Genomic DNA, 25763 nt, shown 5'->3' on the forward strand with positions numbered 1-25763 from the left:
TCAAATCGCGGATGTAGACGATGGAGAACCCGCTTTATATCGGCCTTTCTCGGCAGATTGCCCTGCGGCGCCAGCTCGAGGTGGTCGCGAACAACATCGCGAATATGAATACGGTCGGATTCCGTGCCGACCGCATGCTTTTCGAAGCGGCCATCGAGCGCGCGGGACGCAAGAGCACCGAGGAGGTCGCCTTCACCATCGACCGCGCCACCTACACGGATACCCAGGCCGGACCAATGCGCCAGACCGGCAACCCGCTGGACGTCGCGATCGACGGGGATGGCTGGCTGCGGGTGGACACGCCCGAGGGCGAACGGTTCACCCGCGACGGCAGGATGGCGCGCAGCGAGGCTGGGCAGCTCGTCACCATCAGCGGTCACGCCGTGCTCGACGACGGCGGACTGCCCATCGACCTGCCGGCCGAGACGGCCGCGATCGAGATCTCGCCGGAAGGCCGGATCAGCGCCGACGGCGCGCCTCTCGCCCGGATCGGCGTCGTGCGTTTCGCCGACGAGCAGTCCATGACCCGGCAGGCCGACGGCCTCTTCGCGAGCGACCAGCCGCAGCAGGCCGCGGGCGCACGGATTGTCCAGGGCATGCTGGAGAGCGCGAATGTCCGACCCATCGTCGAGATGTCGCGGATGATGGAGCTGACCCGCGACTACCAGAGCGTCACCAAGATGATCGAGGAGGGTCAGGAGCTGCTGCGCGGCGCCATCTCCCGCCTCGGCAGACCGGCACAGGGAGCCTGAACCATGCGAGTCCTCAGCATTGCCGCCAGCGGCATGATGGCCCAGCAGCTCAACGTCGAAGTCATCTCGAACAACATCGCGAACATCAACACCACGGGCTTCAAGCGGTCGCGGGCCGAGTTCCAGGACCTGATGTACCAGAGCGAGCGGCGCCAGGGCAGCGTGTCCTCGGACACCGGCAACGTGGTGCCCGCCGGCACCGAGATCGGCCTCGGCACCAAGGCGGCCGCCGTGAACCGGATCAACACGCAGGGTAACCTGACCTCGACCGGCAACGAGCTCGACATCGCGATCGAGGGGCGCGGCTTCGTCAATGTCGAGCTGCCCAACGGCGAGACCGCCTATACCCGGGCTGGAAGCTTCAAGCTCTCGCCGGAAGGCGCGCTCGTCACCGCCGATGGCTACAAGGTCATGGGTGTGACCGAGTTCCCGGAGAACACGCGCGAGGTCGCCATCAACCGTAACGGCGAGGTCCTGGCCTATGTCGCGGATAACGCGACGGCGGAATCGAAAGGACGCATCGAGATGAGCGTCTTCGTCAATCCGGCGGGGCTCGAGGCGCTGGGCGACAATCTCTTCCGCGAGACGCCGGCCTCGGGCGCACCGACCACCGGCAATGCGGGATCGCCGGGCTTCGGGACGATCCGCCAGCGCTACCTCGAGACCTCGAACGTGAACGTGGTGCAGGAGATTACCGACCTGATCGCCGCCCAGAGGGCCTACGAGATGAACTCCAAGGTCGTCGAGGCCGGCGACCAGATGGCGGCGACCGCCAACCAGATCCGCTGAGACCGTCCGCCATGCCGTGCATCCGCCGCCGCGGCGCGACGCTCGTCCCCCGCCGCAGCGCGGCGCTCGTCCCCATTCTCGCGCTCGCCCTGCAGGCGCCGCTCGCAAGCCCAGCGCAGGCGGCCGCTGTCGAGGAGCTGCTGGCGACCGAGGTCGCCGCCACCCTCGGCCCTGCAATGCCGTCCGAGGCCAGGGTCTCGGTGCGCCTCGCCCTGCCCTTCCCAGGCCCGGCACAGGCCGTGCGGGACCTCCGCTATGACCCGCGCACGGGGCAGTTCCAGGCCGTCGTCGCCAGCGGCGAGCGGCTCTTCGATGTCGGCGGCAGCGCCGAGATCGAGGTGGACGTGCCCGTTCCGACCCGGCGCCTGCTGCCCGGCGAGGTCATCGGCGAAGGAGACCTCGCCGTCGTTCCCATGCCCGTCGACCGGCTGTCCGCCACCACCCTGACCGACCGCGCGACGCTGGTCGGCCAAGCCGCGCGGCGACAGCTCTCGCCGGGAAGGATCATCATGCGTGGGTCGGTCGGCGCGCCCATCGTGGTCGAGCGCAACAAGCCCGTGGTCCTCGTTTACGAGGACGGGGCGCTGCACCTCGCGGCGCAGGGCCGCGCCCTGCAGGACGGCGGCGTCGGCGACACGGTACGCGTCATGAACGCGGCCAGCCGCGGGGTCGTCACCGGGACCGTCACCGGACCCGAGCGGGTCGCCGTCAAGCCGTGAGGAGCCCGGACATGCGCATCGGCTGCCTGATTCCCCTTGTCGCCGCGGCTGCCCTGGGCGGCTGCGCCCGGCTGTCCGAGGTCGGCTCCGCCCCCGCCATCAGCCAGATCACCAACCCCGCGCTGCAGTCCGAGGCCAGGGTCGTCTCGCTGCCCATGCCGCCGCCGTCGATCGTCGAGTCCGAGAGCTCGTCGCTCTGGCGCGTCGGAGCGCGCAGCTTCTTCCGCGACCAGCGCGCCAAGACGATCGGCGACATCCTGACCGTGCTGATCGACATCGAGGACCAGGCGCAACTCCAGAACGAGACCCAGCGCGAACGCGAGAACAGCGAGAACGCGGCCCTTCCCTCCTTCTTCGGACTGCAGGGCAAGCTCAAGAACGTGCTTCCGGACGCGGTCGACCCCGAGAACCTGGTGGAGCTCGACAGCGGCAGCACCAGCAGGGGCACGGGTTCCGTGAACCGGGCCGAGCGGATCGCCCTGCGGGTCGCAGCGCTGGTCACCGAGGTGCTGCCGAACGGCAACCTCGTGATCGCGGGGCGCCAGGAGGTGCGGGTCAACTTCGAGCTGCGCGAGCTGCGGATCGCGGGCGTGATCAGGCCCGAGGACATCTCGAACGTGAACTCGATCCAGTACGACCGGATCGCCGAGGCGCGGATCTCCTACGGTGGGCGCGGCCAGATCACCGACGTCCAGCAGCCGCGCTACGGACAGCAGATCTTCGACATCATCATGCCGTGGTGAGGCCATGCGCGCGCTGATCCTCCTCGCCGGTGCGACAGCCGCCGCCTTCGCCGGCGGCTATGGTGCCGGCCTGCTCGCCAGGCCCTCGAATCCCGGCGCGCCGGCACCTGCCGGGACTGCGGCAGAGGAGGCCAGCGCCTCGGTCTTCGTGGATGCCGGACAGTTCGCGGTTCCCGTGATGGCGGGCGGCAGAACGACCGCGATCGTCCTCGCCCAGCTCACGGTGGAGGCGTCCGGCCCCGCCCAGGCGGAAGTCATGCGCCAAAGGCTGCCGACGCTGCGAGACGCCCTGCTCCAGGCGCTTTTCGGATTGAGCGGCAGCGGCTTCTTCGAAGGGCCGGCCGTAGACCCCGCGGCCGCGGCGCAGGTCCTGCAGAAGGCCGCGGAAGAGCGGATCGGCCCCGGCAACGTCCGCGCGGTTCTGTTCGAAAGGCTGCTGCGCCAGGACAACCGGCGCGGCTGAGCCCGCGGTCTCACCGCGCTGGCACCGCTGACGCGGTCGAGACCGCGCGATGGAGGGCTGGCGCGGTCGGCCGCTGCGAACGCGGGGTCCGGAGCGGCCGTGCCGTCAGGAGGCCGAGAGGATCTGGCCGCCCGAGACCTGGGCGCCCCCCTTCAGCACGAACACGGTGCCGCCGTCGATATAGCGGACCTCGGCCACGGTGTCCGTCACCACGGTCGCGGTGCTCACCGGACGCTTGTCCTTGCCGACCGCCGTCACCTTCATCTGATAGGCGCCGTCGGGAAGCTGCGTCCCGTCGGCCCTCCGGCCGTCCCACGAGAGCGTGTGCTTGCCCGAGGCCGTCTCGCCGGGCAGCGTGCGCACGACCTTCCCGCCGGCGTCGAGGATGTCGATGCTGACCTTCGTCGCCTCGCCCTCGAGGACGTAGACCGCCTCAGCCTTGCCGCCCGAGAGGCCGAAGACGTCCGTCTCCGCCTGGACCGAACGTCCGAGATAGGCCATGTCGAGACGCGCGCCGCTGGCCTTCATGGCCTCCAGCAGCTCGGCCATCCTCTGATTCGATTGGACCGCCTGCTCGACCGAGGAGAACTGTGCGAGCTGGGTCACGAACTGCGTTCCGTCCAACGGCGCCAGCGGATCCTGGTTCTTCAGCTGCGCCGTCAGCAGGTTCAGGAAGGACTGGTAGTCGACGCTGGCCTTCGCCGCGCCGGTGAGGCCGGCCGAGGTGGCGCTGGCGTCCGTCTTCTGCTCGGCGCCGAGCCCTGCGCCGCCGGATCCGGCGGCGCCGCTGGGTGAGGTGGTGCTGGAAATCATCAACCTGCTCCGGGATCAGACCAATACGTCGAGGACGCCCTCGGCCGTGGCGACCGCGATCTCCCGCGGCGCCCTGGCCTCCTCCGCCGTGGGATCGTCCCAGTGGCGGCGGTTCTGCCCGGCGGTGCCGTCCCGATCCGCGAAGGGCAGGCCCGAGCCACGCGGAGCGTCGTCGCCGCGCAGCTGGAATTGAAGATTGCCGGTGTCGAGCCGCATGCCGGCTTCGCCGAGCGCGCGCTGAAGGGCGGGAAGGTCCCTGCGCAGCAGGTCCAGCGTCTCGGCCCGGTCCACCTGGATCACCAGCCCGACCGCGCCATCGTCCATGGCAGCCTTAACATGCACGCGGCCGAGTTCGGGCGGCGTCAGCTCGATGCGGAACTCGTTCTTCCCGGCGACGAGCACGCGCACGACCTGCTCACGGAACTGCTCGGACGGGTGTGGCGCCGGGCCCGGGGCAGCAGCGCGGAAGGTCGTTGCCGTTGCCTCTGCCCCCTGCGGGATCGAAGGGCGCGCCGGGCCGGCAAGGGGTCCCGACGCCTCCGCCGCCGTGTCGCGGCCGGGCTCGCGCTGCGTACCGGTCTCCGGGACCATCGCCTTGATCGCGCCGGCGCCGGTCTTTTCCGGGGCGCCGGCCGCGGCCTTCGCCGCCGCGGCCCCCGCGGATTCGGCGTCGGCCCGGGGGGCGTCCGGGACCGCCGCCGGCCGCCCGGCCTGGATACGCCCCGCCTGCGGTGCGGGCCGCTCGGGCTGCGGGAGCGGCGTTGCGCCTGCGGCTGCGTCCGACGCCGTGGCCGCGACAGCATCGGGCGTGGGCACGGGGCTGGACGGGGCGCCCGGAATGGCAGGCGGCGGGACCTGCGCGCCGGCAGGCTGGATCGCGCCCGCGGGAAGCGTCGCTCCGTCCGCCGGCAATTCCCCGCCTGCAGTGGCGGCCGCGGCTCCGGCCTGGTGCAGGCCCGGGGCTGCCGGGACCGGCTGCATGGACAGGTAGGGGTTCGGAACGATCAGCGCGGCCGGCTCGGAGCCTTGCGCCTCGTCAGCGCCGGTCCAGGGCGCGGCTCCCTGTGGCCTGGCAGGCGCCTCGGCGCCGGCGCGCGGCGGGATGGGATCGGATGTCGGGGTTCGCTGCGGTTGCGATCCCGCTTCGTCCACGGCAGCGTCGAATGCGCCCTGCCGGGCATCGGACGCTGCACTCGGCGATGCTGGACGGCGCTCGGCGCGCGTGGCCGGGACCAGCTTGACGTCTTCCATGCGCTCCTCGCGGAAACAATGCGAGGATCAGCATAGGCGTCGAGTTCTAAACCAGGGTTTCGATTCCCGAGCCAGCAAGTTCCGAGGCCGCTTCGGGATCAGGCGCGTCCCATCGGAAGATCGGTCAGAAGCCTCTCGGTGGCGAGCATGCGTCGCAGGACGGGATTGTGCTCGAGCCCCTCGGGGACGTCGCAGCGGAACTCCACGAGATCCGCACCCTCGCTGAGATAGGTCAGCAGGTCGCGCAGGCGCGAAAGCCCATTTTCGTCCGACAGCTCGCAGGCCTTGACGAGAAGACCCTGAAGCTCGTGTACCACGCTGATCTCGCGATCAATCATGGCCGCCCCCCTTGGTTGCGAAAGTACCATAGCACCGGAATCTGAAGAGAAGATTTCGTGTCGCCCGACGCGGCGCGTGGCACCGCTGTTGATTCGCCTTCCCCAGCCGGACCGGGTGAATAACCCCTTTTTTAGAGACGTGACTGTGCCAATTTTGCGACGACCGGACAGGTGCCCATCAACCGAATTCGTTAAGGACGTGTAAGCGGCAGATTCCCGCCAGCGACTCGGCAAAGGGTGCTGGCGGGATTCGGTCCAAGCCCGCCGCTCGGCGCGCTGCCAAAGGTTTCGGGTATAGATTGCATTTTATACCAAATTTCTTTGCTTTAAGGAAGCCTGAGCTCCGCTGACGAAAATGGTAAACACCGGTAAAGCGCCAGTTAAATCTACAATCCTCGCGAATCCGAAAGTAGCACCACCTTATTGACTGACACCGCCTCGAATGATGACATTTGGCCACAAGCTCAGGGGGGCTGGAAGCACTTGCGTGCCCCGAACCTCCCAAGGCCGGCGAAGTGGAGAAGCCCTTATGCGCATCCTCTTGATCGAGAAGAGCCGCGGAATCGCGGTTGCTACGAGCAGCATGCTGAAGAAGGTGCGTATCTCGACCGAGATCATTTCCCCCGATGAACTTGACAGCACCATGATCGGGATGGGTCGGGAGCGCTGCGACTATGATGCCGTCGTTGTGGGATCCGGGGGCGATCCGGCAGCGATCGTGGCCGACCTGCGCCGCAACGGCGTGAGCTGCGCAGTCGTCTGCCTGCTCGATTTCAGGTGCACCGGCTCGACGGTGAAGCTCCTGCAGGCCGGGGCGGACGACGTACTCGTGAAGCCTATCAACGGACCCGAGATCGCCGCCCGCATCGAGGCCGCGCGCCGTCGCGCCCATGGCCACAACACGAGCGCGATCAGCATCGGACGTCTCACCGCCTTCCTCGACGGGCGCGATCCCGAGATCGACGGCATCCGCCTGCGGTTGAGCCAGCGCGAGCACGCGATCTTCACGGTCCTGGCGCTGAACCACCGCCGCGTCGTGTCCAAGGACCGGATCTACGAGGCCGTCTACGGGCTCTCCGGCGTCGACACGCTGGACAAGGTTATCGACGTCTACATCTGCAAGCTTCGCAAGAAGATCGCCCAGGCGACCGATGGCGGGAAGTACATCGAGACCGTCTACGGGCGCGGCTACAAGCTCGAGGCCCCGCAGGAGCTCGACGAGGCCGAGGTCGCGGCGGCCGCCGTGCTGGCGGCCCCGTCGCTGTCCATGGATGCCTTGTCCCGCGCGAAGGGCGCCGGGCTCGCGCTCGTAGCCGGAGGGGCCGGCTGAGGCCGTCCCCTCCGCATACCGCAAATTCGGCAGGAAGGAGCCGCCTTGGGACCTCGGTCCCGGGCGGCTCCTTCCTTTTGGAAGCCGCTCGGCCGCCGTCAGGCCGAGGCGGCTCGGCCTCCCGGACCACGGTCACGCAGGTGGTCAAGGGCCACCAAGGTCGCCCGGGTCAGAGGCGAAGGCAGCCCTTCGAGCGCGAACCACCCGCACTCCGCAAGTGCCGCCGGCTCCAGGATGCGCGGTTCGCCGCGCGCGTCCTCCACGAGATAGACGGGCGCCACCCAGTGCTCCTGCGCCGCGGCATCGATCTGGTCGACGACGCAGAGGAGGCGCTCGGCGCGGATCTCGATACCGAGCTCCTCCGCGATCTCGCGCGCGACCGCCCGGGGGACGGGCTCCAGCCAGTCGACCTTGCCGCCGGGCAGCCCCCAGTGCCCGGCCTCGGGCGGGCACCGTCGCCTGACGAGCAGGATCCTGCCTCCGCATGATCGCGGCGCCGCATCCGACGCGGGGCGCCGGGCCGTTTCCGCTCATGATGCCTGCTCCATGTCCTGGTGCCTCCCGCCACACCCTGCCCTGCCCCGCTGTGCCGCGCGGCCGGCGCCCGGCAGCATCATGGTCTAAGCCGGACCACCGGACCAGGCTCCGGTCCGGGAAGGCGTCACACGGGAGATCGACGGAGCGTGATGGCCCGCCGGGACCGGCAGACCCAACTGAAGTCCCAACCGCTTGCCGGCGCTCCGTGCTAGCCGAGGTAGGGCACGGATCAGCATGTCGAGCTGCCGGCCTCCCGTGCGGCCGGTTCAGACAGCAGAGGAGCACGTGATGAACCTGTCCGATTTGACCGCCCTCGTGGCCGAGACGTCCGGGCTGAGCAAGGCGGACGCCGGCAAGGCGGTGCAGGCCGTCTTCGACGGCATCACCACCTCCCTCCAGAAGGGGGACGAAGTGCGGCTGACGGGCTTCGGCACCTTCAAGGTCGCCGAGATGGCCGCGCGTGAGGGCCGCAACCCCCGCACGGGCGAGACCATCAATATCGCCGCCAGCAAGGCGCCGAAGTTCTCGGCGGGCAAGGGCCTGAAGGACGCCGTCAACGGCTGACCCTTGGCGCTTGCCCCCGGCGCATCGTCCGGATCGGACGCGCAAAGGCCCCGGAGAAATCCGGGGCCTTCATTCCCCGGGACGCCGGAGCCCCTTCGGCACGCTCGCGCCAGAGCGCGCAGCAGATCCCGCGGCGCGCGTCGTCGGCCGGCCGGACGGCGTGGAGGCGCGCCGCGGGCGGACGTTCAGCGGCAGGTGCCGGTTCTGCGACTTGCGGCCCGTTCCGCAAGGAGCGCCAGCGGGCCGACCGCCACGCCGGCGCCCATGGCCGCGAAGGCCAGGCCCCAGCCGGACGCCTCCTGGCTGCCGACCAGGTCGAGGACCGTCCCGAAGACGAGCGGCCCCGCGAAGGACCCGGCGAACCCGACAGCCGAGTAGAGCGCCATGGTCGCGCCCCGGTACGCCGGGTCCGCGACCGCCACGACATTGGAGGTCAGGGCCGCGGAATCGGCGGTGACCGTCGCGCCGTACAGGACGCACAGGGCGAGGACGCCCATGGTCGGCAGCGGCGCCGCGAAGCCGAGCACGCAGGCCAGCGCGGCGGATGTCCCCATGACCCCGACGACCCATCGCACCCGGCCGATGCGCAGGGCCATCTCGTTGCCGAGCACGCTTGCGGGGATGCCGACCAGGATCAGCAGCGCGGCCACGACCGTCGGCTCGACGGCGAAGCCGCCCGGTGGCTGGAGGCCCTGGCTGAACACCAGGAATGCGACGATCCAGGAGCGAAAGCCGAAGAGCTCGAAGTTGTGCGCCGTGTAGGCGACTACGGACGCCATGACGGGGCGGTTGGACAGGACCGGGCGGAAGTCGAGAAGGTGCCGGGCAGGTCCTTCCGGCCGGACGGGTGGCCGCGGCTCCAGCACGAGGGCGACGATCAGGAACGCCATCAGCGTTCCGACGCCTGCCAGCCCGAACGCCCAGCGCCATCCCAGCCACATCCCGACCTGGCCCGCCATCAGGAAGGAGAGGCTGGTGCCGAGGCCGAAGCTTGAGGTGTAGAACGCGGTGGCACGGGATTGCGCCGCACCGGAGAGGCGGTCGCTCAGCGCCTTGAGCCCCGGCATGTAGGTTCCGGCCAGTCCCATTCCGGCGAGCGCCTGGAAGGCCATGGCCGAGAGAAAGCCCTCCGCCAGGGCCGCGAAGCCGAGCGCGCCGGCGCCGGAGAGCAGCGTCGAGACCAGGTAGATCCGGCGCGGATCGATACGGTCCGTCAGGCTGACCAGCACCGGAACGGCCACCATGTAGCCCCCGAAATAGATGCCGCTCACCCATCCGGCCTGGGTGCTGGACAGGCCCCATTCCGCGGAAAGTTCCGGCAGCAGGGCCGCGAAGCAGGCGAACCCGGCCATGCCGAGGATCTCGGCGGCGCAAAGGGCCGGAACCAATGTCCGCATGGGCCTGGGTGACATCAGACCCTGCTCAGCGGCCGCCGCATCACCGTGGCCGAGGCAGGACACAGGCTGGCGAACTCGCGGGTGGAAGCGATCGTCGGGGGCACGTTGCGGCGCTCCACCCGCTCGAAGCCGCGCACCGCGAAGAAGTCCGCAGCGGTGGTCGTGAGCAGATATAGATCCTCGACGCCGAGCGCCGCCGCCTCGCTTGCGGCATGCTCGACGAGGCGTGTGCCGTGACCGCGCCCACGGGCCCCGTCGTCCGTCACCAGCGAGCGCAGGAGCGCCTCGCGGCCATGCAGTTCCAGCCCGACATAGCCCACGGTCGTGCCGTCAGGCGTGCCGAGCCGGAAGAACGTCCGGCCGGGTTCGCGGAGATCATCCGTCGGCAGCCCATGAGCGCGAAGCAACGCCACCAGCCCCGCATCGCCGCCGTCCACGGTCTCCAATCCGCCGAGCATCGTCCCGGTCATCGACTATCCCAGCCCTCGTTCATGCTCCCGTGCGGGCACGAGGGCCATCAACGCATAATTTCGATGATCCCGACAATACGGGATCGTGTGGCAAGGATGTCCTCGTCCCGGGCGCGCACGTCCTTCAGCGCCCGCCCTGCCTCGCCGCGCCGAGCGCTTCGGAGATCCGCGCGGCGGTCTCACGCGCGCTGCGGCCAACCCCGATCAGCGTCGCGGAGGCAGGCCCGGTCCAGCCACCGTAGCCGACGAACCAGAGCCGCGGCTCGCGGATCGAGCGGGTGCCGTCGACTTCGATGGTGCCGTCCTCTCTGATGAGGCCGAGGCCGGCGACGTGATCGAGCGCCGGCCGGAACCCGGTGCACCAGATGACCGCGTCGAATTCCGACGATGCTCCGTCGCGCCAGATCACTCCGGTTTCTGTAAATCGCGCCGGAGGCCCGACGGATCGCAGCACGCCGCGGCTCCGGGCCTCCACCACGGGCGGCACCATGACGATATCCCCGAACCCGCCCGGGATCGCGTCCGGATCGCGCCCCTCCTGCAGCGCCTTGATGCGCGCGGTGGCCCGGTGGAACAGGACCCGGCCGTCGACCTCGTCCGGCAGGAACACCGGTGGCCGCAGGGTCACCCACGTCGTCGCCGCGACTTTGGACACCTCGGCAAGGATCTGTGCGCCGGAGTTCCCGCCGCCGACGATCAGGACCCGCTGTCCCGCAAACGGCTCGGGCGCCTGGTAGTTGGCGGAGTGGATCTGGACGCCCCGGAACGTCTCAAGGCCAGGATAATCCGGGATGAGGGGATGGCGCCAGGTGCCGGTGGCGCTCACGACCATACGGGCCGTCCAGTCTCCGGCGTCGGTCACCACCCGGACGAGGTCGTCCTCCGACGTCCCGACCGAGCGGACCGTCACCGGTCGGCGGACCGGCAGTTCGTAGCGGGCCTCGTAGCGGGAGAGATAGCCGAGGATGTCGTCGCGGCCGGGATAGGTCGTCTCGCCGCCGTTGAGCAGCCACCCGGGAAGCGAGGACCACGTGGCCGGGGAGAACAGGCGCAGCGACCGCCACGCGTGCCGCCACGCCCCGCCGGGCGCGGCCTCGGCATCCAGGATGATGAAGGAGAGGCCTGCCCGCCGGAGATGATAGCCGACGGCAAGCCCGGACTGGCCGCCACCGATCACCACGACGTCCACGGCGCCCGCCATGGGACGCTAGGCCTTCCTCTCGCCGTCCATCGCGGCGGCGGCGAGGGCCTGCGCCTCGGTCTCGGCCTTCAGGGCGGCCTCGCGGCGCTCGCTGTAGCGGTCGGTCAGGTAGTCGCTGCGGTCGCGGACGAGGAGCGTGAACTTGCAGAGCTCCTCCATCACGTCCACGACGCGCTCGTAGTAGGGCGAAGGCTTCATGCGCCCTGCCTCGTCGAATTCCTGGAAGGCCTTGGCGACCGAGGACTGGTTCGGGATCGTGACCATGCGCATCCAGCGGCCGAGCAGCCGCATGGCGTTGACCGCGTTGAACGACTGCGACCCGCCCGACACCTGCATGACCGCCAGCGTACGCCCCTGTGTCGGCCGGATTCCGCCGCTCACCAGCGGCAGCCAGTCGATCTGGCACTTCATGACGCCGGTGATGGTGCCGTGCCGCTCCGGGCTGACCCAGACCTGCCCCTCGGACCACAGCGACAATGCACGCAGCTCGGCGACCTTGGGATGATCGGCGGGCACGCTGTCGGGCAAGGGCAGGCCGCGAGGGTCGAAGATCCGCGTCTCGGCGCCCATGCGCCGCAGGAGGCGGGCTGATTCCTCGGCCAGGAAGCGGCTGTAGGAGCGATCGCGCAGCGAGCCGTAGAGCAGCAGGATGCGCGGCGGGTGCGTCGAGACACGCTCCGGCCTCAGCCGATCGAGGTTGGGAGTGTCGAGGAAGCGCTCGTCCAGGCTCGGAAAGGTGTCGTCCTGGGAAATGTCCGTGTCCCGCAAGGTCCCCTCCCCTCAATCGCTGTCTGCGCGCTCGTACCACGGCCTCGTGGCCTTCGCGATCCCGACGACGCTGAGCATCACCGGCACCTCGACCAGGACGCCGACCACCGTGGCGAGCGCGGCGCCGGAGCCCAGGCCGAACAGGCTGATCGCCGTCGCCACGGCGAGTTCGAAGAAGTTCGAGGCGCCGATCAGCGCCGCAGGGGCCGCCACGCACCAGGCGACGCCGAAGCGGCGGGAAAGCCAGTAGGCGAGGCCGGCATTGAAGTAGACCTGGATCAGGATCGGTACGGCAAGCAGCAGGATCAGCATGGGCTGCGCGAGGATCTGCCCGCCCTGGAAGCCGAACAACAGCACGAGCGTCATCAGCAGCGCCAGCAGCGAGACGGGTTGGAGCACGCCCAGGGTCCGGTTCAGCGCGGCCTCGCCGCCCGATGCCAGCAGGCCGCGGCGCCAGAGCTGGGCCGCCAGCACGGGGATCACGATGTAGAGGACGACCGAGAGCAGCAGTGTGTCCCAGGGGACCGTGATCGAGGCGATGCCCAGGAGCAGACCGACCAGAGGCGCGAAGGCGAAGACCATGATCAGGTCGTTCAGCGCCACCTGGCTCAACGTGTAGTGCGGCTCGCCCTCGCACAGGTTCGACCACACGAACACCATGGCGGTGCAGGGCGCCGCCGCGAGCAGGATCAGCCCCGCGATGTAGGACGGGATCTGGTCCTGCGGCAGAAGCGGCGCGAACAGATGGCCGATGAACAGCGTGCCGAGCAGCGCCATGGAGAACGGCTTGACGGCCCAGTTGATGAACAGCGTGATGCCGACGCCGCGCCAGTGTTCCCGGACTTGCCCGAGGGCGCCCAGGTCGATTTTCAGAAGCATCGGCACGATCATCAGCCAGATCAGCACCGCAACCGGCAGGTTGACCCGGGCGATCTCGGCCGTGGCGATCGCCTGGAAGACGCCGGGCGCCAGGTGGCCGAGCGCGACGCCGGCAACGATGCAGAGCCCGACCCAGACGCTCAGATAGCGCTCGAAGATCCCCATGACGGGGCGGGCTGCCGTGATGGGATCGACATCAGCGGTCATGCCGGTCCCTCGGCCGCCGCGCCGCTGGTCTCGCGGCCGATCTCGTCCAGCCTCCGCCTCAGGGCGAGACGGTCCAGCGAGGCGATCGGCAAACTCATGAAAGCCTGGAGGCGATGCTGGATCTGGCGGAACACGTCGGCCGTGAAGGCAGCCTTCTCCGCCTCGCTTCCGTGCGCGGTGGACGGATCGGGGAAGCCCCAATGGGCCGTGACCGGCTGTCCCGGCCAGACCGGGCAGACCTCGCCGGCGGCGCTGTCGCAGACCGTGAAGACGAAGTCCATGCGGGGGGCATCTGGCGCGGCGAACTCATCCCAGCTCTTCGAGCGTAGGCTGTCAGTCGGGAAGCGAAGCCGCTCCAGGAGGTCGCGCGTGTTGGGATTGATGCGCCCGGCCGGATGGCTGCCGGCGCTGAAGGCTCGAAAGCGCCCCTTGCCGTCGCGGTTCAGAATCGCTTCCGCCATCACGCTGCGCGCGCTGTTGTGCGTGCAGAGGAAAAGTACGTTGTAGATGCGATCCTCGGCCATGGTTCCCGCTCCTCATTGATCAGGGGGCGCAGCAGCCCGCCTCGCCGGCAGCGATCACGGCCGAGTGGCGGATCCCGGCGTCAGGCACGGGAGGCCGCGCCCTTGTCGCCGCGCTCGGCGGCGTTCGCTGCATCGCCGGACGGCACGCAGATCGGGCCGCACGCGGCGGGATCGACCGGATGTCCACAGCAATTCTCGGCGAGGAAGCCGACGAGGCCGTTCATGCGGTCGAAATCGGCCGAATAGATCAGCGATCGACCTTCACGACGTTGGAGAATCAGCCCGGCATGCATGAGTTGGGTCAGATGGAAGGAGAGCGTCGCGGGGGTAACCTCCAACGCATCGGCGATGGCTCCCGCCGAGCGTCCGTCCGGACCCGCCTGGACCAGCATGCGGAAGACATCCAGGCGGGTCTCCTGCGAGAGCGCGGACAGCGCCGTCAAGGCCTCCTTTTTCTCCATGGTCCAGCCCCGCTCGAAGCGGTCTCTTCGATATTTCCAGTACCGTCTAAATATCGAAGCGGCGGCGCCGCGTCAATGGTGCGGGTCGCCTGCGCAGCGGGCACGAAGGCCGAGCGGTTCCGATGGATGCCTGAGCCCTTGGGGGCCGCGCAGGTCACGGAGGGGCTTGCCCCTTCCCTGCGTCATGAGCACCGGACCTCGCAGACTTCAGCCAGGGCGATCCGGATCCGTTCTCCCGAACAGGACGGTGTCATGTTCGGCGAGCGTCTCGGGGATCCGGAACACGTCCTGCAGGTCCCGCAGCCGCGCGATGAGCCGGTCGAGATTGGGCGTGAGAAGGATCAGATAGCGACAGGGCTCCGACGCGATTTCGTAGGTATGCGCGACGCCCGCGGGCACAAAGACGGTCGTACCCGCGGGCGCCTCGACCTCTGCGTCCGCAAAGCGGAACCGGAGCGCGCCTTCGAGCACATGCCAGGCCTCGTCGTCGGAACGGTGGATGTGCAGGTAGCGCGGCCCCGGCCCGGTCCATTCCCGCACGACGAGCGTGCTCCCTCGCGCAGCCAGCGGCGCCGAGCCTCGGCCTCCAATGATCGGTGCTGGGGCAGCATTCCCGGATGGTTCCATGGCGTGTCCCTCTCGTTCCGGGTTGGGAATGGCGCATCCGTTCCTTCCGGATCCACCTTCTTCCACCCGGCAGGCCGGGACATCCAGCGGCATGAATTCAGCGACATGCTGAACTGGATCGATCGGCATCGTCCCAGGCCCATGCCGGCGCATCCGAACACGCGCCTCCTGGATGAGCGCGAAGCCGCGCTGGCGGGAAACGCCGGCCGGCCCCTTCCGCTCTGGCGCGCCCCCCGATGGCTTTTGCGTCGCCCCGATAGGCGACGAACGATCCGCGATGGCTTATCAAATCGTATGCCAAGACTACCCGCCGGAACAAAGAAGCGCGCAGAAGTCTCCTTCTGCGCGCTCCAGCCGGTCTCCTGACGCTGCGTCGTTACTTCGCGGCTTTGACCACGCTCTGCGCAGCGCTGTGGATCGTGTCGGCGACCACCTTCGCCTGAGTCACGTAGACGGCATGGCTGGCCTTCGTCTCGACGATGGTTGCGTTGATACGCTTGGCCATGTGAACCAGCATGGCGTTGTCGAACGCCTTATCCTCGGTGGCGATCACCGCCCAGCTCGGCTTCGTCCGCCAGGCTGCGTTCTTGAGAGTGGTTTCGAAGACCGACATGTTGATCGGCACCTGCGAATCCCGCATGAATGCGGCCTCCGCATCGCTGACGTCATGGGCGAACCCCGCCTTGAAATGGTTCGGGCTCAGAAAGCCGTACCCGCTCTTCTGAACGTCGATGACGAATTCCGGGGTGGCGGCGAACCCCTTGTACTGCTGCGCGGTCGTCTCGCCGGCGTCGGGCGACAGCGCAGAGACATAGACGAGGCCGACGACCTTCGGATCGACTCCTGCCTCGGTGATGACCGTACCACCCCATGAGTGACCGACGAGGATGGTCGGACCGTCCTGGCGGTCGAGCACGCGCTGGGTGGCCGCGACGTCGTCGGCGAGCGAGGTGAGGGGATTCTGCACGATCGCGACGCGATAGCCCCTGGCGGTCAGATCGTTGTAGACGCCGCGCCAGCCCGAGCCGTCGGCGAAGGCGCCGTGTACCAGGACGACGTTGCGCACGCCGGGCGCCTGGCCTTGCGCGGACGCGTCGGAGGGTTGGAGGCCTGCGGCCAGGATGGCAGTGGCCAGAAGGGCGGAAGCGGTGGTCTTCATGGTCGGGTTCCTCTCTTCGCGTCGGAATTTGATCGGCAGCTGGCTTTGGCGGCCCGCCGCAGGGCTCGGCCGCTTGGATCTTCCGGACGGTCATCCCTCCGGCCCTGCGTCCGTCTGTCGGTGGACAGCGGCAAGGAAAGCTAGGCAGCGAGCGGGGGCTGCGACGAGTTAAGCGTTGTGAATTGATGTGTTGGTCGGGCGCCTGCGTGCCGGACGGCAGGTTTACTCGCATCCCGAGACGGTCCGGCCGAATTTGCGAAGTGGGCATCTCGCCCCGGCCCGGCATCTTGAGCAGGCGTGAGCCTGCACCGCCGAGAGGACACCCGAACCCTGTGGCGCAGATTTCAAGTCCGATGGTGACGCGCCGGCCATGGATAGGAGTTCTTTCACCGTGCCTACCAGTGTATTCATAACGTCACGGCACTGTCATCACCGGGCTGGATCAACCATAGGATTGATATACATCCGCGAGTCTTCCCGATTTCTCGCCCTGTAGAAGACATCACGGCCGCCTTCTCCGGCCCTCTCCTTTAGAAATGAGACTAATGGCCCCGGTCTTTGTTGAGTCAGCACATCGGAGGCCTTCCGGCTTACGGCCAATCAGATTGCGGCCTGTCGATCCTCCTGGCTTTCCAGCCAGGGGGAGTGGCCTTCCTTGTCCACGCAACCGCAAAGGAGACGATCATGACCCACATAACGGGTGAGGTGCAGGAGGTCGAAGGCAAGGTGGCGCTCGTCACCGGCGCTGCGAGCGGTATCGGCCGCGCCATTGCGGAGCTGCTCCATGCCCGCGGCGCCAAGGTGGTCGCCGAGGACATCAATCCGGAGGTCGAGGGCCTCGCCCGAGACGGCCTTACTCCCTTCGTTGCGGACATCACACAGGACGGCGCGGCCGAGAGAGCAGTGGGTCTCGCCGTCGAGCGCTTCGGCAGGCTCGACATCCTCGTCAACAATGCCGGCCGTATCCTCTACAAGCCCGTCGTCGAGATGACGCGCGAGGACTGGAACTGGCAGATGGAGACGAACGTCACCGGCGCCTTCCTGCATTCGCGCGAGGCCATGAAGGTGATGATGCCGAACCGGTCGGGCGCCATCGTCAACATCGCTTCCTATGCCGCCTATTTCGCGTTCCCGGGCATCGCCGCCTACACCGCCTCCAAAGGTGCCCTCGCGCAGCTCACACGCACGTTGGCCCTGGAGGCGATCGAATATGGAATCCGGGTCAATGCGATCGGCGTCGGCGACGTCGTGACCAATCTTCTGAACCACTTCATGGAAGACGGCCGCAGCTTCCTCGGCGAGCACGGCAAGAACGCCCCTATCGGCCGAGCCGCCAAGCCCGAGGAGATCGCAGAGATCGTCGCGTTCCTCGCCTCCGATAGGGCGAGCTTCATGGTCGGGTCGGTCGTGATGGCCGACGGCGGCATGAGCGTCGCCATCGGCTGAGGAAAGGACGGGGTCACGCGGGCCGGGGCAACCCGGCCCGCCAGGGGTCAAGGCTACTCCTCAGAGCGGCCCGCACCGTCACGATCGCGGTCGTACCGTCTCGCGAGTGGAAAAGGCGGCAGCCAGGATTCGCGGCGGACAGTCCAGAGTTCGTAGGTCGGCCTCAACTGGTCAGGACCGTCCAGCGATCCCAGGTTGACCTCGATCTCGTCCGCGCTGCGAGAGAAGACGGAGGAGCCGCAGCGGGGGCAGAAGAACCGTCCTGCGTAGTCGCGCGTCTCGCCTTCGATCGCCACCGCATCCTGGGGAAACACTGCGGACGCATGAAACAGCGCCCCATGGTGCTTGCGGCAGTCCAGGCAGTGGCAGAGGCCGACCCGGTATGGGCGCCCCGACGCCACGATGCGGACGCTGCCGCACAGGCAGCCGCCGGTGAACCGGTCCATGCCGCGTCTCCTCCGAAACCAGGCAGGTGGGATGTTTACGACGAACCCCGTTCGCCGTCCATGCGGGGTCTCCCCTCCCCCCGCCCGTCTCCGCTGCCGGCCCCTCTCCTGCGGAACCATCCCCAGCGGGCGGTGACGAGCAGGCAAAGAGAAGCCGCCGGGGGCTGGGCCCACGGCGGCTGGGATCTGGTTGCGGGGGCCCGCAGCCGACTTCACTTGCTGCTGAACGCACCCCGTTGCCGGGCAGCGCCCGGGATACCGAACGGCCGAAGCTCGTCACCGGAACGTGAAGCCCCGTGCCGGCAAAGCGGAACCGCGACGGGACAAGCAGGACGCCCGGCGAACCGGTCCTGCCCGCATCCACGGGAAACCGAGCCCCCGGCGACGGGCCGACTGTCATCCGCCTGAGATGCGGCTACTGCTGCTGTCCCGGCGACGGCCACGTCCGCTGCGGCCATGGACGGCCGGGCGGCAGGCTGCCGGGCGTACCGCCCGGGGACAGCGGATCCGCCTTCGTCACGTCGGTGCTTCCGCTCGCGCCCAGACTGCCGCTCGATCCGGCTTCGTCTGGGTCGATCCAACGGTCGTCCGTCGCCGTATCGAGCCGCGGCTTCCCGATCACACGGGTGTAGGCACTCCCGTATTGGATAAGGACATCCGTGCCCGGCGCGATCGCCTCCTCCCCCTGGCCACGGTTCTGCACGAGCGTCACGACACGCCCGTCCGCGGTGCGGACGACGTATTCGATGCCCGGCCGGCTTTTCGCTGTCATTTCGGCCAGATAGCCCGCCCCGGCGCCGATCAGCCCCCCAACGATCGTCGCCAAGTCGTTCCCGCGCCCCTGTCCGAACTGCAGGCCGATGCCGGCGCCCAGCGCACCGCCCGCAAGTGTTCCCGGGCCCAAGCCGCCCGGCTGGCCGGCGACGTTCACCGGGCGCGACGAGACCACGGTGCCTTCGTAGGTTTCCAGGACCCGACCGACATCGGCGGTCTCGTAGGTGTTCATGCTCGACGCGGTGCAACCGCACAGGAGCAGGACCGCGCCGAGGATCGGGGGCGCTGCTTTCATAGCTAACCCTCCTGGCCTGCCATTCAGGCTATCCGGACGCGCTGGAAAACGCGAGACACCAAGTCACCGCAGACGTAAGCTCATTATGGTTAACGCGACTGCGGGGCCACCATGCGTCCGCGGGCCGATGCGATCGATCGAAGCCGATGGCTGCCGGCGTTTGCCGCCGGCGCGATGGTCCTTGTGACGGCGGCGGGTGCGGCGGAGCCCTCGCCCTCCGACTCTCGCGACGCGGACGTCTTCCTCCCGATCCTCAACGACATGCTGGAGACCCAGCGGACCGGCATGGAGGTACCCTGGTCGAATCCGGAGACGGGACGGTCCGGAACGCTTCGGATCGAGAGAACCCACTACCGCGGCCAGCAGCCATGCCGCGATTTCACGAGGACGACCGAGGGCCGCGGAGCCTCGTCCGAGTTCGCCGGCACGGGGTGCCGGGTCGCGCCTGGGCGATGGGACGTCCTGGAGAGGGAACAGCGGACCGATGCCGCACCTGCCGCACCGGAGCGGCCCCGGCCGGACGTCGGCGGCGCTTCGCCGCCGCCTGCGGATGTCACCGCGGGGACGGCTGCCAAGCCCGACGATGTCGTGGCCGCCTGGCCCGTGCCGGCGAGAAAGCCGCCGACCTACACCCTCCCGAAGCAGTCGCAACTTTGACCGAGGCGGCGATGCCAACCCCGGAGCCAGCCAACGCCGGATCGAGCCTCGCCCCCACTCCCCAGACGGCGCCTGACGCGTTGCCGAGGAACCGGCGTATCGGCCAATACCGGGTCGAGCGGGGACTTGGGCTCGGCGGCTCCTGCCGAACCTATGTCGCGACCGATGTCGACACCGCCGAGACCGTCGCGCTCAAATGCGCCCGACCGGACGCGCACGGCGATGATCCCGGCACCGGCGAAGGTCCGGCCGAGGCGAGCCTGCGCGAGGAAGCCGAGGTGCTGCGCCGCCTCGCGCATCCGGGTGTGCCCCGGCTCGTCACGACGCTTGACGGGCCGCCCTTCTGCCTCGTGCTCGAACTCGTCGAGGGCGTGGACCTGGAGCGGCATCTCCTTGGGCGCGGCGACCGGATCGCGCAGTCCGAACTCGTCGAGATCCTGGCGGGACTCGCCGACGTTCTGGCCGCCGTCCATGACCAGGGCTTCGTGCACGGCGATTTGAAGCCCTCAAACATCATGATCAGGCCGGACGGCAGTCCGGTCATCGTCGACTTCGGGGCGGCGAGGACCATCGAGGCCGCTCGGGACGAAGATGGCGCCCGCGCGCTGACCATGGGCTATTCGGCGCCGGAGTGCCACGACCGCGGCTGCGGCACGATCGGCCCGTGGTCGGATGTCTACTCGCTGGGGGCCGTCGCCTACCGCGTCGCGACCGGCCGCCGTCCGATCTCCGCCGACGCTCGGGCCAAGGGCGTTCCGCTGCCCGCGGCGACCGAGGCAGGGCACCGCGACTTCGCATTCGCCCTCCGCGCCGTGATCGACTGGGCCCTCGAACCAGTTCCGGAGGATCGCCCTCGGTCGGTCCGGGACTGGGCGGCCGCCGTGAAGGCGGCAGCGGAACGGACGGACGACGAGGCGCCGACCCTGTTGGTCCGGCGCCGATCGGCGTCGGACGTGTCCGCGCCGGCAGGAGCCGTTACCGCACGCGGTGCCGGGCCCCGGTCCCGGAGACGCTCGAGGCTGGTTGTCGGCGCCCTCGTGCTGGGGACGGCCGCGGGCGTGTCCGCATGGGCGGCCCACCTGTACCACCAGTATTTCCTGAAGGACGAATGGCTCGTGGACCAGGCCGGCGCAGGCGACGCCTCAACCATCAGCGAGGCGCTGGCGCACGCCCGCGACGGGGCGACCATCCTCGTCCGCCCGGGCCTTTACGAGGAGAGCCTCGCCGTGGAACGCCCGGTGACGATCCTCGGGGCGCCAGGCGGCCTCCAACGCCCGGAGATCCGTCCTGTGACCGGCCACTGCGTCCGCGTGAGCGCGCGGACGGCCCGCCTCTCGGGCCTCGTGCTCAGGGGCGCTGAAGGGGCCGCGCCCGCGCCGTGCCTCGAGATCCTGGAGGGCCATGCCACGCTCGCCGGGCTTGCGATCTCGGCACCCGCGGGGGTCGCCGTCGCCGTCGCCCGCGGTGGCGACGCGAATATGCTCGACAGCGTCGTTTCCGACAGCGGAGGCGCCGCGATCTCTGTCGCCTCCGGGTCGAGGGTCGAAATCGCGAATAGCGAGATCCGCAACGCCGGCGAAGCCGGCGTCCTGGCGCGCGGGGGTGCGGCCGTGAGCTTGGACCGGACGACGATCACCGGCACGGGCCAAGCGGGTCTGTTCCTCGCCGAGGGCGCGCACGGCCGGATCCTCGGCTCCACCATCGCCGGCAGCGGCGCGTCTGGCATCGAGATCGCCGGGGCGGCGGAGGCCGCCATCGCGGACAGCGTCGTCCAGGGCTCGCAGGCCGCCGGGGTGTTCATCCGCGATGCCGGGAAGGCGGACCTCGAAAGGGTCCTGGTCGCGGGGAACAGCCTTTCAGGCGTCGTCGTCACGTCGATGGGCGCCGTCCGGGTGGTCGCAAGCATCGTCCGGGAGAACGGCGAGCATGGCGTCCTGCTGCTCGAAGCCACGCGCGGCACGGTCGACGGCACCCAAATCGGAGCCAATGCCGGCCACGGCCTCGTCGCCTTGAGGCGGGTCACGGCCGAGACGACCGACAGCATCGTCGAGGGCAACGGGCGGGAGCCGCAGATCGTCCAGGCGGATCAGCCCTGAAGCATCGGGCGGGCGGAAGGAGGCGTGCTTGGAAACCTATCTGGTGGGAAGGAGCCCGTTCGCCGACGTCGTGATCGCCGACCCGTCGGTGGCCGAGAACCATGCCGAGGTCGTCGCCACAAAGGACGGCCGTCTCTACGTCACCGATTGCGGGACCACGACGGGAACCTGGCGCCCTGCCGCCGACGGCTCCGGCCGATGGGAGCCGATCCGGCAGGACTTCATCCGTGCCGAGGACCCAGTCCGGGTTGGCGATCACGTCCTGTTCCTCGCCGACGTCCTGCCCTCGGTGGCGCCCGAGTCCGTCGCCGCGGGTCCGGGGCGGGGAACGAGCCTGCCGCGCGGCCGCGTGGAGCGGGACCCGCTGACCGGCGAGATCATCCGAAGACGGGGCTGAGCCATGGCGTCCATCGATCGCGCGCATGACGACGTCGACCTTGACGGGCATGCGGCCGGGAGAGGCGGGCTCCTCGACCACTTCCTCATCGACGCGCTGGGGATCCTGGCGGGCGTGCTGGTCATCGTCGCCGGCAATGCCTGGCTTCCGGACTGGGCTGCGACGATGCTGCTCGACCGCGGCCGATCGACCTGGCCCGTGACGGTGCAGAACATCCAATGGCTGATCTTCGGCCTCGGCGTCGGCGAACTCCTGGTGCGGACTCGGGAGGCCCGCGCCGAGAGGGCGCAGCTCCGGCGCGGCCTGCTGCCCGAAGACGAGAGCACGATTCTCCAGGCACCCGACCTCAGACGGATCTACGCCGGTGCCCGAGGCGCCCTTCGCGAGCGGCGCCCGCCGCGCCTGCTGCCGCGGCTGATCCATCGGGTGGTCGTCCAGTTCCAGACGAACCGGAAGGTCGACCAGGCGAGCACGATCCTCAACTCGACCCTCGAGCTGTTCCAGCACGAGATCGACCTGCGCTACACCTTGGTGCGCTACGTGATCTGGGCGATACCGACGCTGGGGTTCCTCGGCACTGTGCTGGGCATCTCGCTTGCTCTCAACTATGCCGGCACGGCCGACCTCCGCGATCCGAGGCTGCTTGCGGATCTGACGAGGCACATGGCGGTCGCCTTCGACACGACCCTGCTCGCGCTATCGATGTCGTCCGTGCTGGTCCTGCACCAGCACCTCGTGCAGCGGTACGAGGAAGAGGCGTTGAACGCCGTCGGCCAATATTGCCTCGACAACCTGATCAATCGCCTCTTCACGGAGTGATCGGCGCCGTGCGCAGCCGGATCCGCAACAGCTTCGAATTCATGAGCGTGTCGGCGCTGGATCTGTTCGCCTCGGCGCTCGGAGTCTTCGTTCTGCTGACCTTCGTGCTGCTTCCCCACTATCTGAAGCAGCCGTCGCTCGAGGCGGAAGTCGCAGGTGCCGCGAAGGACGCCGCCCGAACCGCAGAGCAGCTCGCGCTATACAAGGAACGGCTGATCGCGGCGCGCGCGGCCCGGGAGGACGCCGAGGGGGCCCTGCTCGCTGCGCAGCGGCAGCTCGCCGCGGCCCGACAAGACGCGGCGCGGCGGGCCGCCGTGGGCGCCCCGCCGGCTGCGATCCCGACACGGGCGAGAACGGGCCTGTCGATCCCCGACCTCGACCTCGTGATCGTGCTGGACACGACAGGCAGCATGCGCGACGAGCTCGAGGACCTGCAGGCCGGCCTGCTCGGCATCGTCCGCGTGCTTCACAGAATGGCCGCCTCGCTGTCGATCGGCGTCGTGGCGTACAGGGACGATGGGGAGGCCTACGTCACCCGCGCCCTCCCGCTCGGCCGGATCGACGGGCGAACCCTTTCAGGGGTCCTCGACTTTGTCGAGCGCCTGCGGGCCGAAGCCGGCGGAGATCCGCCCGAAGCAGTCTACCGCGCCTTGGCCCAGGCAACCGCGATGGCATGGAGGAACGGGGTCCAGAGGCAGATCCTCGTCATCGGCGACGCCCCCGCGCATCCGGCGCAAGCGCAGCGAACCCTTGATCTGGCGTCCGGCTTTCGCAACGCAGGCGGCTCCGTCCGCGCGATCTACACCGGCGCGGACGGAGCCGGACGCACCTTCTTCGAACGGCTCGCCGAGGCCGGGGGCGGCGAGTTCCGGCAGCACCGCGGGGCCATCGCCGAAAGCATCCTGCTGTCGGTCCTGGACGCCCCGCCGAAGGAGTGAACCATGCTCGACGGCAAGGATGCGCGGCAGCTTCTGGAGGGCGGGTGGTGCCTCCGGAGCGATCGCGGGGCTGCGATCCCGATCAGGTTGGTGATCGGGGACACCGAGCTGGCGCGCGCGCATCTCGGTGTGGTGGTGGGCCGACATCCGGCGCTGTGCGACCGGACGATCGACGAGATCACGGTGTCGCGGCGACATTGCCGCTTCAGCACGCGAGAGGAGCGGCTGTATGTCGAGGACCTGAACTCCCTGAACGGCACCCGCCTTGACGAAGCCGAGTTGGCGCCGTTCGATCCCACACCTGTGCGCGCGGGCCAGACCCTGTCTCTCGGGCGGCTCGTCCTCGCGATCGGCCGCCTGGACGGGGAAGGACGGGACGGATGAGGCAGGGTCGCCGGGAGTTCGCGATCTTCTCGCTATCGGCGCTCGACGTGCTGGCGATGTCGACCGGCGTGTTCCTCCTCCTGATCGTGCTGCTCATGCCCTTCTACCGCAACGCCTTCGACCTGCAGGCCGACCTGGAGGGCCTGCGCATCGCCGCGGAGGAAGACCTGGCCCAGCTCATCGAACTCCAGGCCCGGGCGGAAGAGGAGCGCTCCATGGCCTCCGCCCTGCTCGTGGAAGCCGAGAGCATCCGCAGCCAAGCGGATACCCTCGCCGCCGCGGCCGTGCCGGCAGCGCGGCCAGCGCCCAGCCCGAGCGGGCAGCAGATCATCGAGGCCTTCGATCTGGTCTTCGTCGTGGATACGACAGCCAGCATGACCCCGGTGCTCTTCGACATGACGCGGTCCATGACCGGTATCGTCCGGATCCTCGAGCGGCTGGTGCCGTCCCTGAGGGTGGGCATCGTGGCCTACAACGACCGGGACACCGGCGGCGTCCCGGTGCTTACCTTGCCTTTGGTGCCGACGCGGCAGGAACTCGGCCGCGTCATCCAGTTCCTCGAGCGCCTGAAGGCCTCCACCGTCTCCAGCAAGACCGTTCAGGAGGATGTTCACCTGGGCATGGTGGACGCGATGACGATGCCGTTCCGGCCCGCGGCGAAGCAGGCGCTGGTCGTGATCGGCGACGCCGCGGCGCATCTCGACGTCCAGGCGGAAACGCTGGCTCGGGTCCGGTCCTTCGTGGCGGCGTCCGAGGGCCGATCCGTGTCCGCGCTGTTCGTGACCACGCCGACTTCCCTGAGCATCGGCAACGCCGATCGGGATTTCTTCATCCGGCTGGCACGCGCCGGAATGGGCAACTTCACCGACCATACGGGCAGCCTGACCGAAAGCCTCCTGCTGTCGGTGATGGTCGATTAGCGGGCCTCCCGGATCGGGACGCCCTGCGTGCCCCCTGCCCTTCCGCGCCGGGCCAAAAGAGAAAGGCCCCGGGGGCTTGCGCCACCGGGGCCTCGGGATCTGGTTGCGGGGGCAGGATTTGAACCTGCGACCTTCAGGTTATGAGCCTGACGAGCTACCGGGCTGCTCCACCCCGCGTCAGAAGCGATCGTGATGAGGGAAGCTGAGAGGGGGGACAAGCGCCGCCGGCAGGCCCGGCGGTGACCTACTCTCCCACGTCTTGAGACGCAGTACCATTGGCGTGCGGGGTTTTCACGGCCGAGTTCGGGATGGGATCGGGTGGGACACCCCCGGCTATGGCCACCGGGCCGGCCGGCGGCGCTCGTCCTTCGTTCTCTCTGGTCTTGTGTGAAGCGACCGCTCTCGAGCGGGAGGTCTCTGGCGCCCTGCGACGGGCTTGCCGCTGCGCGCGGCGCGTCCCTGCCATGGCGCGAACCCAAGGGTCCGAGCTGGATGGCGGGGCGGGCGATAAAGCCGATCGGGCGATTAGTAGGGCTCAGCTTCGCATGTTGCCATGCGTCCACATGCCCCCTATCGACGTGGTGGTCTTCCACGGCCCT

General features: G+C 69.1%; 30 protein-coding genes, 1 tRNA gene and 2 rRNA genes. 15 read left to right on the forward strand and 18 right to left on the reverse strand.

Features of this window, described 5'->3' with window-relative positions; all coding sequences use genetic code 11:
- Positions 1 to 20 precede the first annotated feature (20 nt).
- Genes flgF through JUB13_RS03975 form a run of 5 tightly spaced genes read left to right on the forward strand, consistent with a single transcriptional unit; the run spans position 21 to position 3466 of the window.
- Positions 21 to 752 (forward strand): flagellar basal-body rod protein FlgF, encoded by a 732-nt coding sequence (gene flgF / locus JUB13_RS03955; RefSeq protein WP_207477353.1) that lies wholly within the window; start codon positions 21 to 23, stop codon positions 750 to 752.
- Between the two features lie 3 nt (positions 753 to 755).
- On the forward strand, positions 756 to 1541 hold the full coding sequence (gene flgG / locus JUB13_RS03960) for a flagellar basal-body rod protein FlgG (protein ID WP_207477354.1): 786 nt from the start codon (positions 756 to 758) through the stop codon (positions 1539 to 1541).
- An 11-nt stretch (positions 1542 to 1552) separates the two neighbouring features.
- Positions 1553 to 2260 (forward strand): flagellar basal body P-ring formation chaperone FlgA, encoded by a 708-nt coding sequence (gene flgA / locus JUB13_RS03965; protein ID WP_207477355.1) that lies wholly within the window; start codon positions 1553 to 1555, stop codon positions 2258 to 2260.
- Positions 2261 to 2271: 11 nt separating this feature from the next.
- A complete protein-coding gene (gene flgH, locus JUB13_RS03970) occupies positions 2272 to 3003 on the forward strand; it encodes a flagellar basal body L-ring protein FlgH (RefSeq protein ID WP_207477356.1) in 732 nt (243 codons plus the stop codon).
- 4 nt (positions 3004 to 3007) lie between these two features.
- Positions 3008 to 3466 carry a flagellar basal body-associated FliL family protein gene (locus JUB13_RS03975; RefSeq protein ID WP_207477357.1) on the forward strand — a complete coding sequence of 153 codons (459 nt, stop codon included), beginning with the start codon at positions 3008 to 3010 and terminating at the stop codon, positions 3464 to 3466.
- A 105-nt stretch (positions 3467 to 3571) separates the two neighbouring features.
- Here JUB13_RS03975 and JUB13_RS03980 read toward each other — a convergent pair whose 3' ends face one another.
- From JUB13_RS03980 to JUB13_RS03990, 3 genes are all read right to left on the reverse strand, one after another.
- Positions 3572 to 4279, reverse strand: a complete 708-nt coding sequence (locus JUB13_RS03980; RefSeq protein ID WP_207477358.1) for a flagellar hook assembly protein FlgD — start codon at positions 4277 to 4279, stop codon at positions 3572 to 3574.
- 15 nt (positions 4280 to 4294) lie between these two features.
- A complete protein-coding gene (locus tag JUB13_RS03985; RefSeq protein ID WP_207477359.1) occupies positions 4295 to 5530 on the reverse strand; it encodes a flagellar hook-length control protein FliK in 1236 nt (411 codons plus the stop codon).
- A gap of 98 nt (positions 5531 to 5628) precedes the next feature.
- Positions 5629 to 5868 (reverse strand): hypothetical protein, encoded by a 240-nt coding sequence (locus JUB13_RS03990; protein WP_207477360.1) that lies wholly within the window; start codon positions 5866 to 5868, stop codon positions 5629 to 5631.
- A gap of 529 nt (positions 5869 to 6397) precedes the next feature.
- Between JUB13_RS03990 and JUB13_RS03995 the strand changes: the two genes are divergently transcribed.
- Positions 6398 to 7198, forward strand: coding sequence for a response regulator transcription factor (locus JUB13_RS03995; RefSeq protein ID WP_207477361.1), 801 nt, complete (start codon positions 6398 to 6400; stop codon positions 7196 to 7198).
- A gap of 98 nt (positions 7199 to 7296) precedes the next feature.
- Here the strand turns inward: JUB13_RS03995 and JUB13_RS04000 are convergent, their stop codons facing one another.
- A complete protein-coding gene (locus JUB13_RS04000; protein WP_456237106.1) occupies positions 7297 to 7671 on the reverse strand; it encodes an NUDIX domain-containing protein in 375 nt (124 codons plus the stop codon).
- Positions 7672 to 7969: 298 nt separating this feature from the next.
- Here JUB13_RS04000 and JUB13_RS04005 point away from each other — a divergent pair, with 298 nt between their 5' ends.
- Positions 7970 to 8299, forward strand: coding sequence for an HU family DNA-binding protein (locus JUB13_RS04005; RefSeq protein ID WP_207477362.1), 330 nt, complete (start codon positions 7970 to 7972; stop codon positions 8297 to 8299).
- 185 nt (positions 8300 to 8484) lie between these two features.
- On the opposite strand, the gene JUB13_RS04010 is transcribed toward JUB13_RS04005, so the two are convergent.
- The 9 genes from JUB13_RS04010 to JUB13_RS04050 form a co-directional block, all read right to left on the reverse strand.
- Positions 8485 to 9711, reverse strand: a complete 1227-nt coding sequence (locus tag JUB13_RS04010) for an MFS transporter (protein ID WP_236024679.1) — start codon at positions 9709 to 9711, stop codon at positions 8485 to 8487.
- Complete coding sequence (gene arsN2 / locus JUB13_RS04015; RefSeq protein WP_207477363.1) at positions 9711 to 10166, reverse strand: arsenic resistance N-acetyltransferase ArsN2; 456 nt, start codon at positions 10164 to 10166, stop codon at positions 9711 to 9713. The genes JUB13_RS04010 and arsN2 overlap by 1 nt, the downstream gene beginning before the upstream one ends.
- A gap of 124 nt (positions 10167 to 10290) precedes the next feature.
- Positions 10291 to 11367: an ArsO family NAD(P)H-dependent flavin-containing monooxygenase gene (locus JUB13_RS04020; protein WP_207477364.1), complete on the reverse strand. Its 1077-nt coding sequence runs from the start codon at positions 11365 to 11367 to the stop codon at positions 10291 to 10293.
- A 6-nt stretch (positions 11368 to 11373) separates the two neighbouring features.
- Entirely contained in the window at positions 11374 to 12135 is a 762-nt protein-coding gene (gene arsH / locus JUB13_RS04025; protein ID WP_268914313.1) for an arsenical resistance protein ArsH, read from the reverse strand.
- A gap of 12 nt (positions 12136 to 12147) precedes the next feature.
- On the reverse strand, positions 12148 to 13179 hold the full coding sequence (gene arsB / locus JUB13_RS04030) for an ACR3 family arsenite efflux transporter (RefSeq protein ID WP_207477454.1): 1032 nt from the start codon (positions 13177 to 13179) through the stop codon (positions 12148 to 12150).
- 38 nt (positions 13180 to 13217) lie between these two features.
- Positions 13218 to 13745, reverse strand: a complete 528-nt coding sequence (locus JUB13_RS04035; protein ID WP_207477365.1) for an arsenate reductase ArsC — start codon at positions 13743 to 13745, stop codon at positions 13218 to 13220.
- A gap of 80 nt (positions 13746 to 13825) precedes the next feature.
- A complete protein-coding gene (locus tag JUB13_RS04040; protein ID WP_207477366.1) occupies positions 13826 to 14206 on the reverse strand; it encodes an ArsR/SmtB family transcription factor in 381 nt (126 codons plus the stop codon).
- A 207-nt stretch (positions 14207 to 14413) separates the two neighbouring features.
- Positions 14414 to 14746 (reverse strand): cupin domain-containing protein, encoded by a 333-nt coding sequence (locus tag JUB13_RS04045; protein WP_207477367.1) that lies wholly within the window; start codon positions 14744 to 14746, stop codon positions 14414 to 14416.
- 463 nt (positions 14747 to 15209) lie between these two features.
- Positions 15210 to 15992, reverse strand: a complete 783-nt coding sequence (locus JUB13_RS04050; RefSeq protein ID WP_207477368.1) for an alpha/beta fold hydrolase — start codon at positions 15990 to 15992, stop codon at positions 15210 to 15212.
- A gap of 684 nt (positions 15993 to 16676) precedes the next feature.
- On the opposite strand from JUB13_RS04050, the gene JUB13_RS04055 reads away from it, so the two are divergent.
- Positions 16677 to 17438 carry an SDR family NAD(P)-dependent oxidoreductase gene (locus tag JUB13_RS04055; protein ID WP_207477369.1) on the forward strand — a complete coding sequence of 254 codons (762 nt, stop codon included), beginning with the start codon at positions 16677 to 16679 and terminating at the stop codon, positions 17436 to 17438.
- A 53-nt stretch (positions 17439 to 17491) separates the two neighbouring features.
- On the opposite strand, the gene JUB13_RS04060 is transcribed toward JUB13_RS04055, so the two are convergent.
- Complete coding sequence (locus JUB13_RS04060; RefSeq protein ID WP_207477370.1) at positions 17492 to 17884, reverse strand: GFA family protein; 393 nt, start codon at positions 17882 to 17884, stop codon at positions 17492 to 17494.
- Between the two features lie 415 nt (positions 17885 to 18299).
- Positions 18300 to 18890, reverse strand: coding sequence for an outer membrane lipoprotein (locus JUB13_RS04065; RefSeq protein ID WP_207477371.1), 591 nt, complete (start codon positions 18888 to 18890; stop codon positions 18300 to 18302).
- A gap of 237 nt (positions 18891 to 19127) precedes the next feature.
- Here JUB13_RS04065 and JUB13_RS04070 point away from each other — a divergent pair, with 237 nt between their 5' ends.
- Genes JUB13_RS04070 through JUB13_RS04100 form a run of 7 tightly spaced genes read left to right on the forward strand, consistent with a single transcriptional unit; the run spans position 19128 to position 25164 of the window.
- Entirely contained in the window at positions 19128 to 19610 is a 483-nt protein-coding gene (locus JUB13_RS04070) for an RT0821/Lpp0805 family surface protein (protein WP_207477372.1), read from the forward strand.
- Between the two features lie 11 nt (positions 19611 to 19621).
- Positions 19622 to 21706 (forward strand): protein kinase domain-containing protein, encoded by a 2085-nt coding sequence (locus JUB13_RS04075; protein WP_207477373.1) that lies wholly within the window; start codon positions 19622 to 19624, stop codon positions 21704 to 21706.
- Between the two features lie 28 nt (positions 21707 to 21734).
- A complete protein-coding gene (locus JUB13_RS04080) occupies positions 21735 to 22103 on the forward strand; it encodes an FHA domain-containing protein (protein WP_207477374.1) in 369 nt (122 codons plus the stop codon).
- A 3-nt stretch (positions 22104 to 22106) separates the two neighbouring features.
- Entirely contained in the window at positions 22107 to 22922 is an 816-nt protein-coding gene (locus tag JUB13_RS04085; RefSeq protein WP_207477375.1) for a MotA/TolQ/ExbB proton channel family protein, read from the forward strand.
- 8 nt (positions 22923 to 22930) lie between these two features.
- Positions 22931 to 23860: a VWA domain-containing protein gene (locus JUB13_RS31760; RefSeq protein ID WP_207477376.1), complete on the forward strand. Its 930-nt coding sequence runs from the start codon at positions 22931 to 22933 to the stop codon at positions 23858 to 23860.
- 3 nt (positions 23861 to 23863) lie between these two features.
- On the forward strand, positions 23864 to 24244 hold the full coding sequence (locus JUB13_RS04095) for an FHA domain-containing protein (protein WP_207477377.1): 381 nt from the start codon (positions 23864 to 23866) through the stop codon (positions 24242 to 24244).
- The gene (locus JUB13_RS04100) at positions 24241 to 25164 is read left to right on the forward strand and encodes a vWA domain-containing protein (RefSeq protein WP_207477378.1); all 924 of its coding nucleotides are present in this window, start codon (positions 24241 to 24243) and stop codon (positions 25162 to 25164) included. The genes JUB13_RS04095 and JUB13_RS04100 overlap by 4 nt, the downstream gene beginning before the upstream one ends.
- 100 nt (positions 25165 to 25264) lie before the next feature.
- On the opposite strand, the gene JUB13_RS04105 is transcribed toward JUB13_RS04100, so the two are convergent.
- From JUB13_RS04105 to JUB13_RS04115, 3 genes are all read right to left on the reverse strand, one after another.
- Positions 25265 to 25341 (reverse strand) — tRNA-Met (locus JUB13_RS04105).
- 54 nt (positions 25342 to 25395) lie between these two features.
- Positions 25396 to 25511 (reverse strand): 5S ribosomal RNA (gene rrf, locus JUB13_RS04110).
- Positions 25512 to 25668: 157 nt separating this feature from the next.
- Positions 25669 to 25763 (reverse strand): 23S ribosomal RNA (locus tag JUB13_RS04115); the annotation flags it as partial.

This window comes from Arenibaculum pallidiluteum, assembly GCF_017355985.1.
GTDB classification, from domain to species: domain Bacteria; phylum Pseudomonadota; class Alphaproteobacteria; order Azospirillales; family Azospirillaceae; genus Arenibaculum; species Arenibaculum pallidiluteum.

Bases quoted from the DNA above. Each gene is read 5' to 3' on its own strand.
- JUB13_RS04095 (WP_207477377.1), top strand. From the start codon at position 23,864: ATGCTCGACGGCAAGGATGCGCGGCAGCTTCTGGAGGGCGGGTGGTGC.
- JUB13_RS04060 (WP_207477370.1), bottom strand. From the start codon at position 17,884: ATGGACCGGTTCACCGGCGGCTGCCTGTGCGGCAGCGTCCGCATCGTG.
- JUB13_RS03975 (WP_207477357.1), top strand. From the start codon at position 3,008: ATGCGCGCGCTGATCCTCCTCGCCGGTGCGACAGCCGCCGCCTTCGCC.
- flgF (WP_207477353.1), top strand. From the start codon at position 21: ATGGAGAACCCGCTTTATATCGGCCTTTCTCGGCAGATTGCCCTGCGG.
- JUB13_RS03995 (WP_207477361.1), top strand. From the start codon at position 6,398: ATGCGCATCCTCTTGATCGAGAAGAGCCGCGGAATCGCGGTTGCTACG.
- arsN2 (WP_207477363.1), bottom strand. From the start codon at position 10,166: ATGACCGGGACGATGCTCGGCGGATTGGAGACCGTGGACGGCGGCGAT.
- flgG (WP_207477354.1), top strand. From the start codon at position 756: ATGCGAGTCCTCAGCATTGCCGCCAGCGGCATGATGGCCCAGCAGCTC.
- JUB13_RS04035 (WP_207477365.1), bottom strand. From the start codon at position 13,745: ATGGCCGAGGATCGCATCTACAACGTACTTTTCCTCTGCACGCACAAC.
- JUB13_RS04010 (WP_236024679.1), bottom strand. From the start codon at position 9,711: ATGTCACCCAGGCCCATGCGGACATTGGTTCCGGCCCTTTGCGCCGCC.
- JUB13_RS04040 (WP_207477366.1), bottom strand. From the start codon at position 14,206: ATGGAGAAAAAGGAGGCCTTGACGGCGCTGTCCGCGCTCTCGCAGGAG.
- JUB13_RS04070 (WP_207477372.1), top strand. From the start codon at position 19,128: ATGGTCCTTGTGACGGCGGCGGGTGCGGCGGAGCCCTCGCCCTCCGAC.
- JUB13_RS04050 (WP_207477368.1), bottom strand. From the start codon at position 15,992: ATGAAGACCACCGCTTCCGCCCTTCTGGCCACTGCCATCCTGGCCGCA.
- JUB13_RS04020 (WP_207477364.1), bottom strand. From the start codon at position 11,367: ATGGCGGGCGCCGTGGACGTCGTGGTGATCGGTGGCGGCCAGTCCGGG.
- JUB13_RS04075 (WP_207477373.1), top strand. From the start codon at position 19,622: ATGCCAACCCCGGAGCCAGCCAACGCCGGATCGAGCCTCGCCCCCACT.
- JUB13_RS04085 (WP_207477375.1), top strand. From the start codon at position 22,107: ATGGCGTCCATCGATCGCGCGCATGACGACGTCGACCTTGACGGGCAT.
- JUB13_RS03985 (WP_207477359.1), bottom strand. From the start codon at position 5,530: ATGGAAGACGTCAAGCTGGTCCCGGCCACGCGCGCCGAGCGCCGTCCA.
- flgA (WP_207477355.1), top strand. From the start codon at position 1,553: ATGCCGTGCATCCGCCGCCGCGGCGCGACGCTCGTCCCCCGCCGCAGC.
- JUB13_RS04100 (WP_207477378.1), top strand. From the start codon at position 24,241: ATGAGGCAGGGTCGCCGGGAGTTCGCGATCTTCTCGCTATCGGCGCTC.
- JUB13_RS04055 (WP_207477369.1), top strand. From the start codon at position 16,677: ATGACCCACATAACGGGTGAGGTGCAGGAGGTCGAAGGCAAGGTGGCG.
- JUB13_RS04005 (WP_207477362.1), top strand. From the start codon at position 7,970: ATGTCGAGCTGCCGGCCTCCCGTGCGGCCGGTTCAGACAGCAGAGGAG.
- arsB (WP_207477454.1), bottom strand. From the start codon at position 13,179: ATGGGGATCTTCGAGCGCTATCTGAGCGTCTGGGTCGGGCTCTGCATC.
- JUB13_RS03980 (WP_207477358.1), bottom strand. From the start codon at position 4,279: ATGATTTCCAGCACCACCTCACCCAGCGGCGCCGCCGGATCCGGCGGC.
- JUB13_RS04065 (WP_207477371.1), bottom strand. From the start codon at position 18,890: ATGAACACCTACGAGACCGCCGATGTCGGTCGGGTCCTGGAAACCTAC.
- JUB13_RS03990 (WP_207477360.1), bottom strand. From the start codon at position 5,868: ATGATTGATCGCGAGATCAGCGTGGTACACGAGCTTCAGGGTCTTCTC.
- flgH (WP_207477356.1), top strand. From the start codon at position 2,272: ATGCGCATCGGCTGCCTGATTCCCCTTGTCGCCGCGGCTGCCCTGGGC.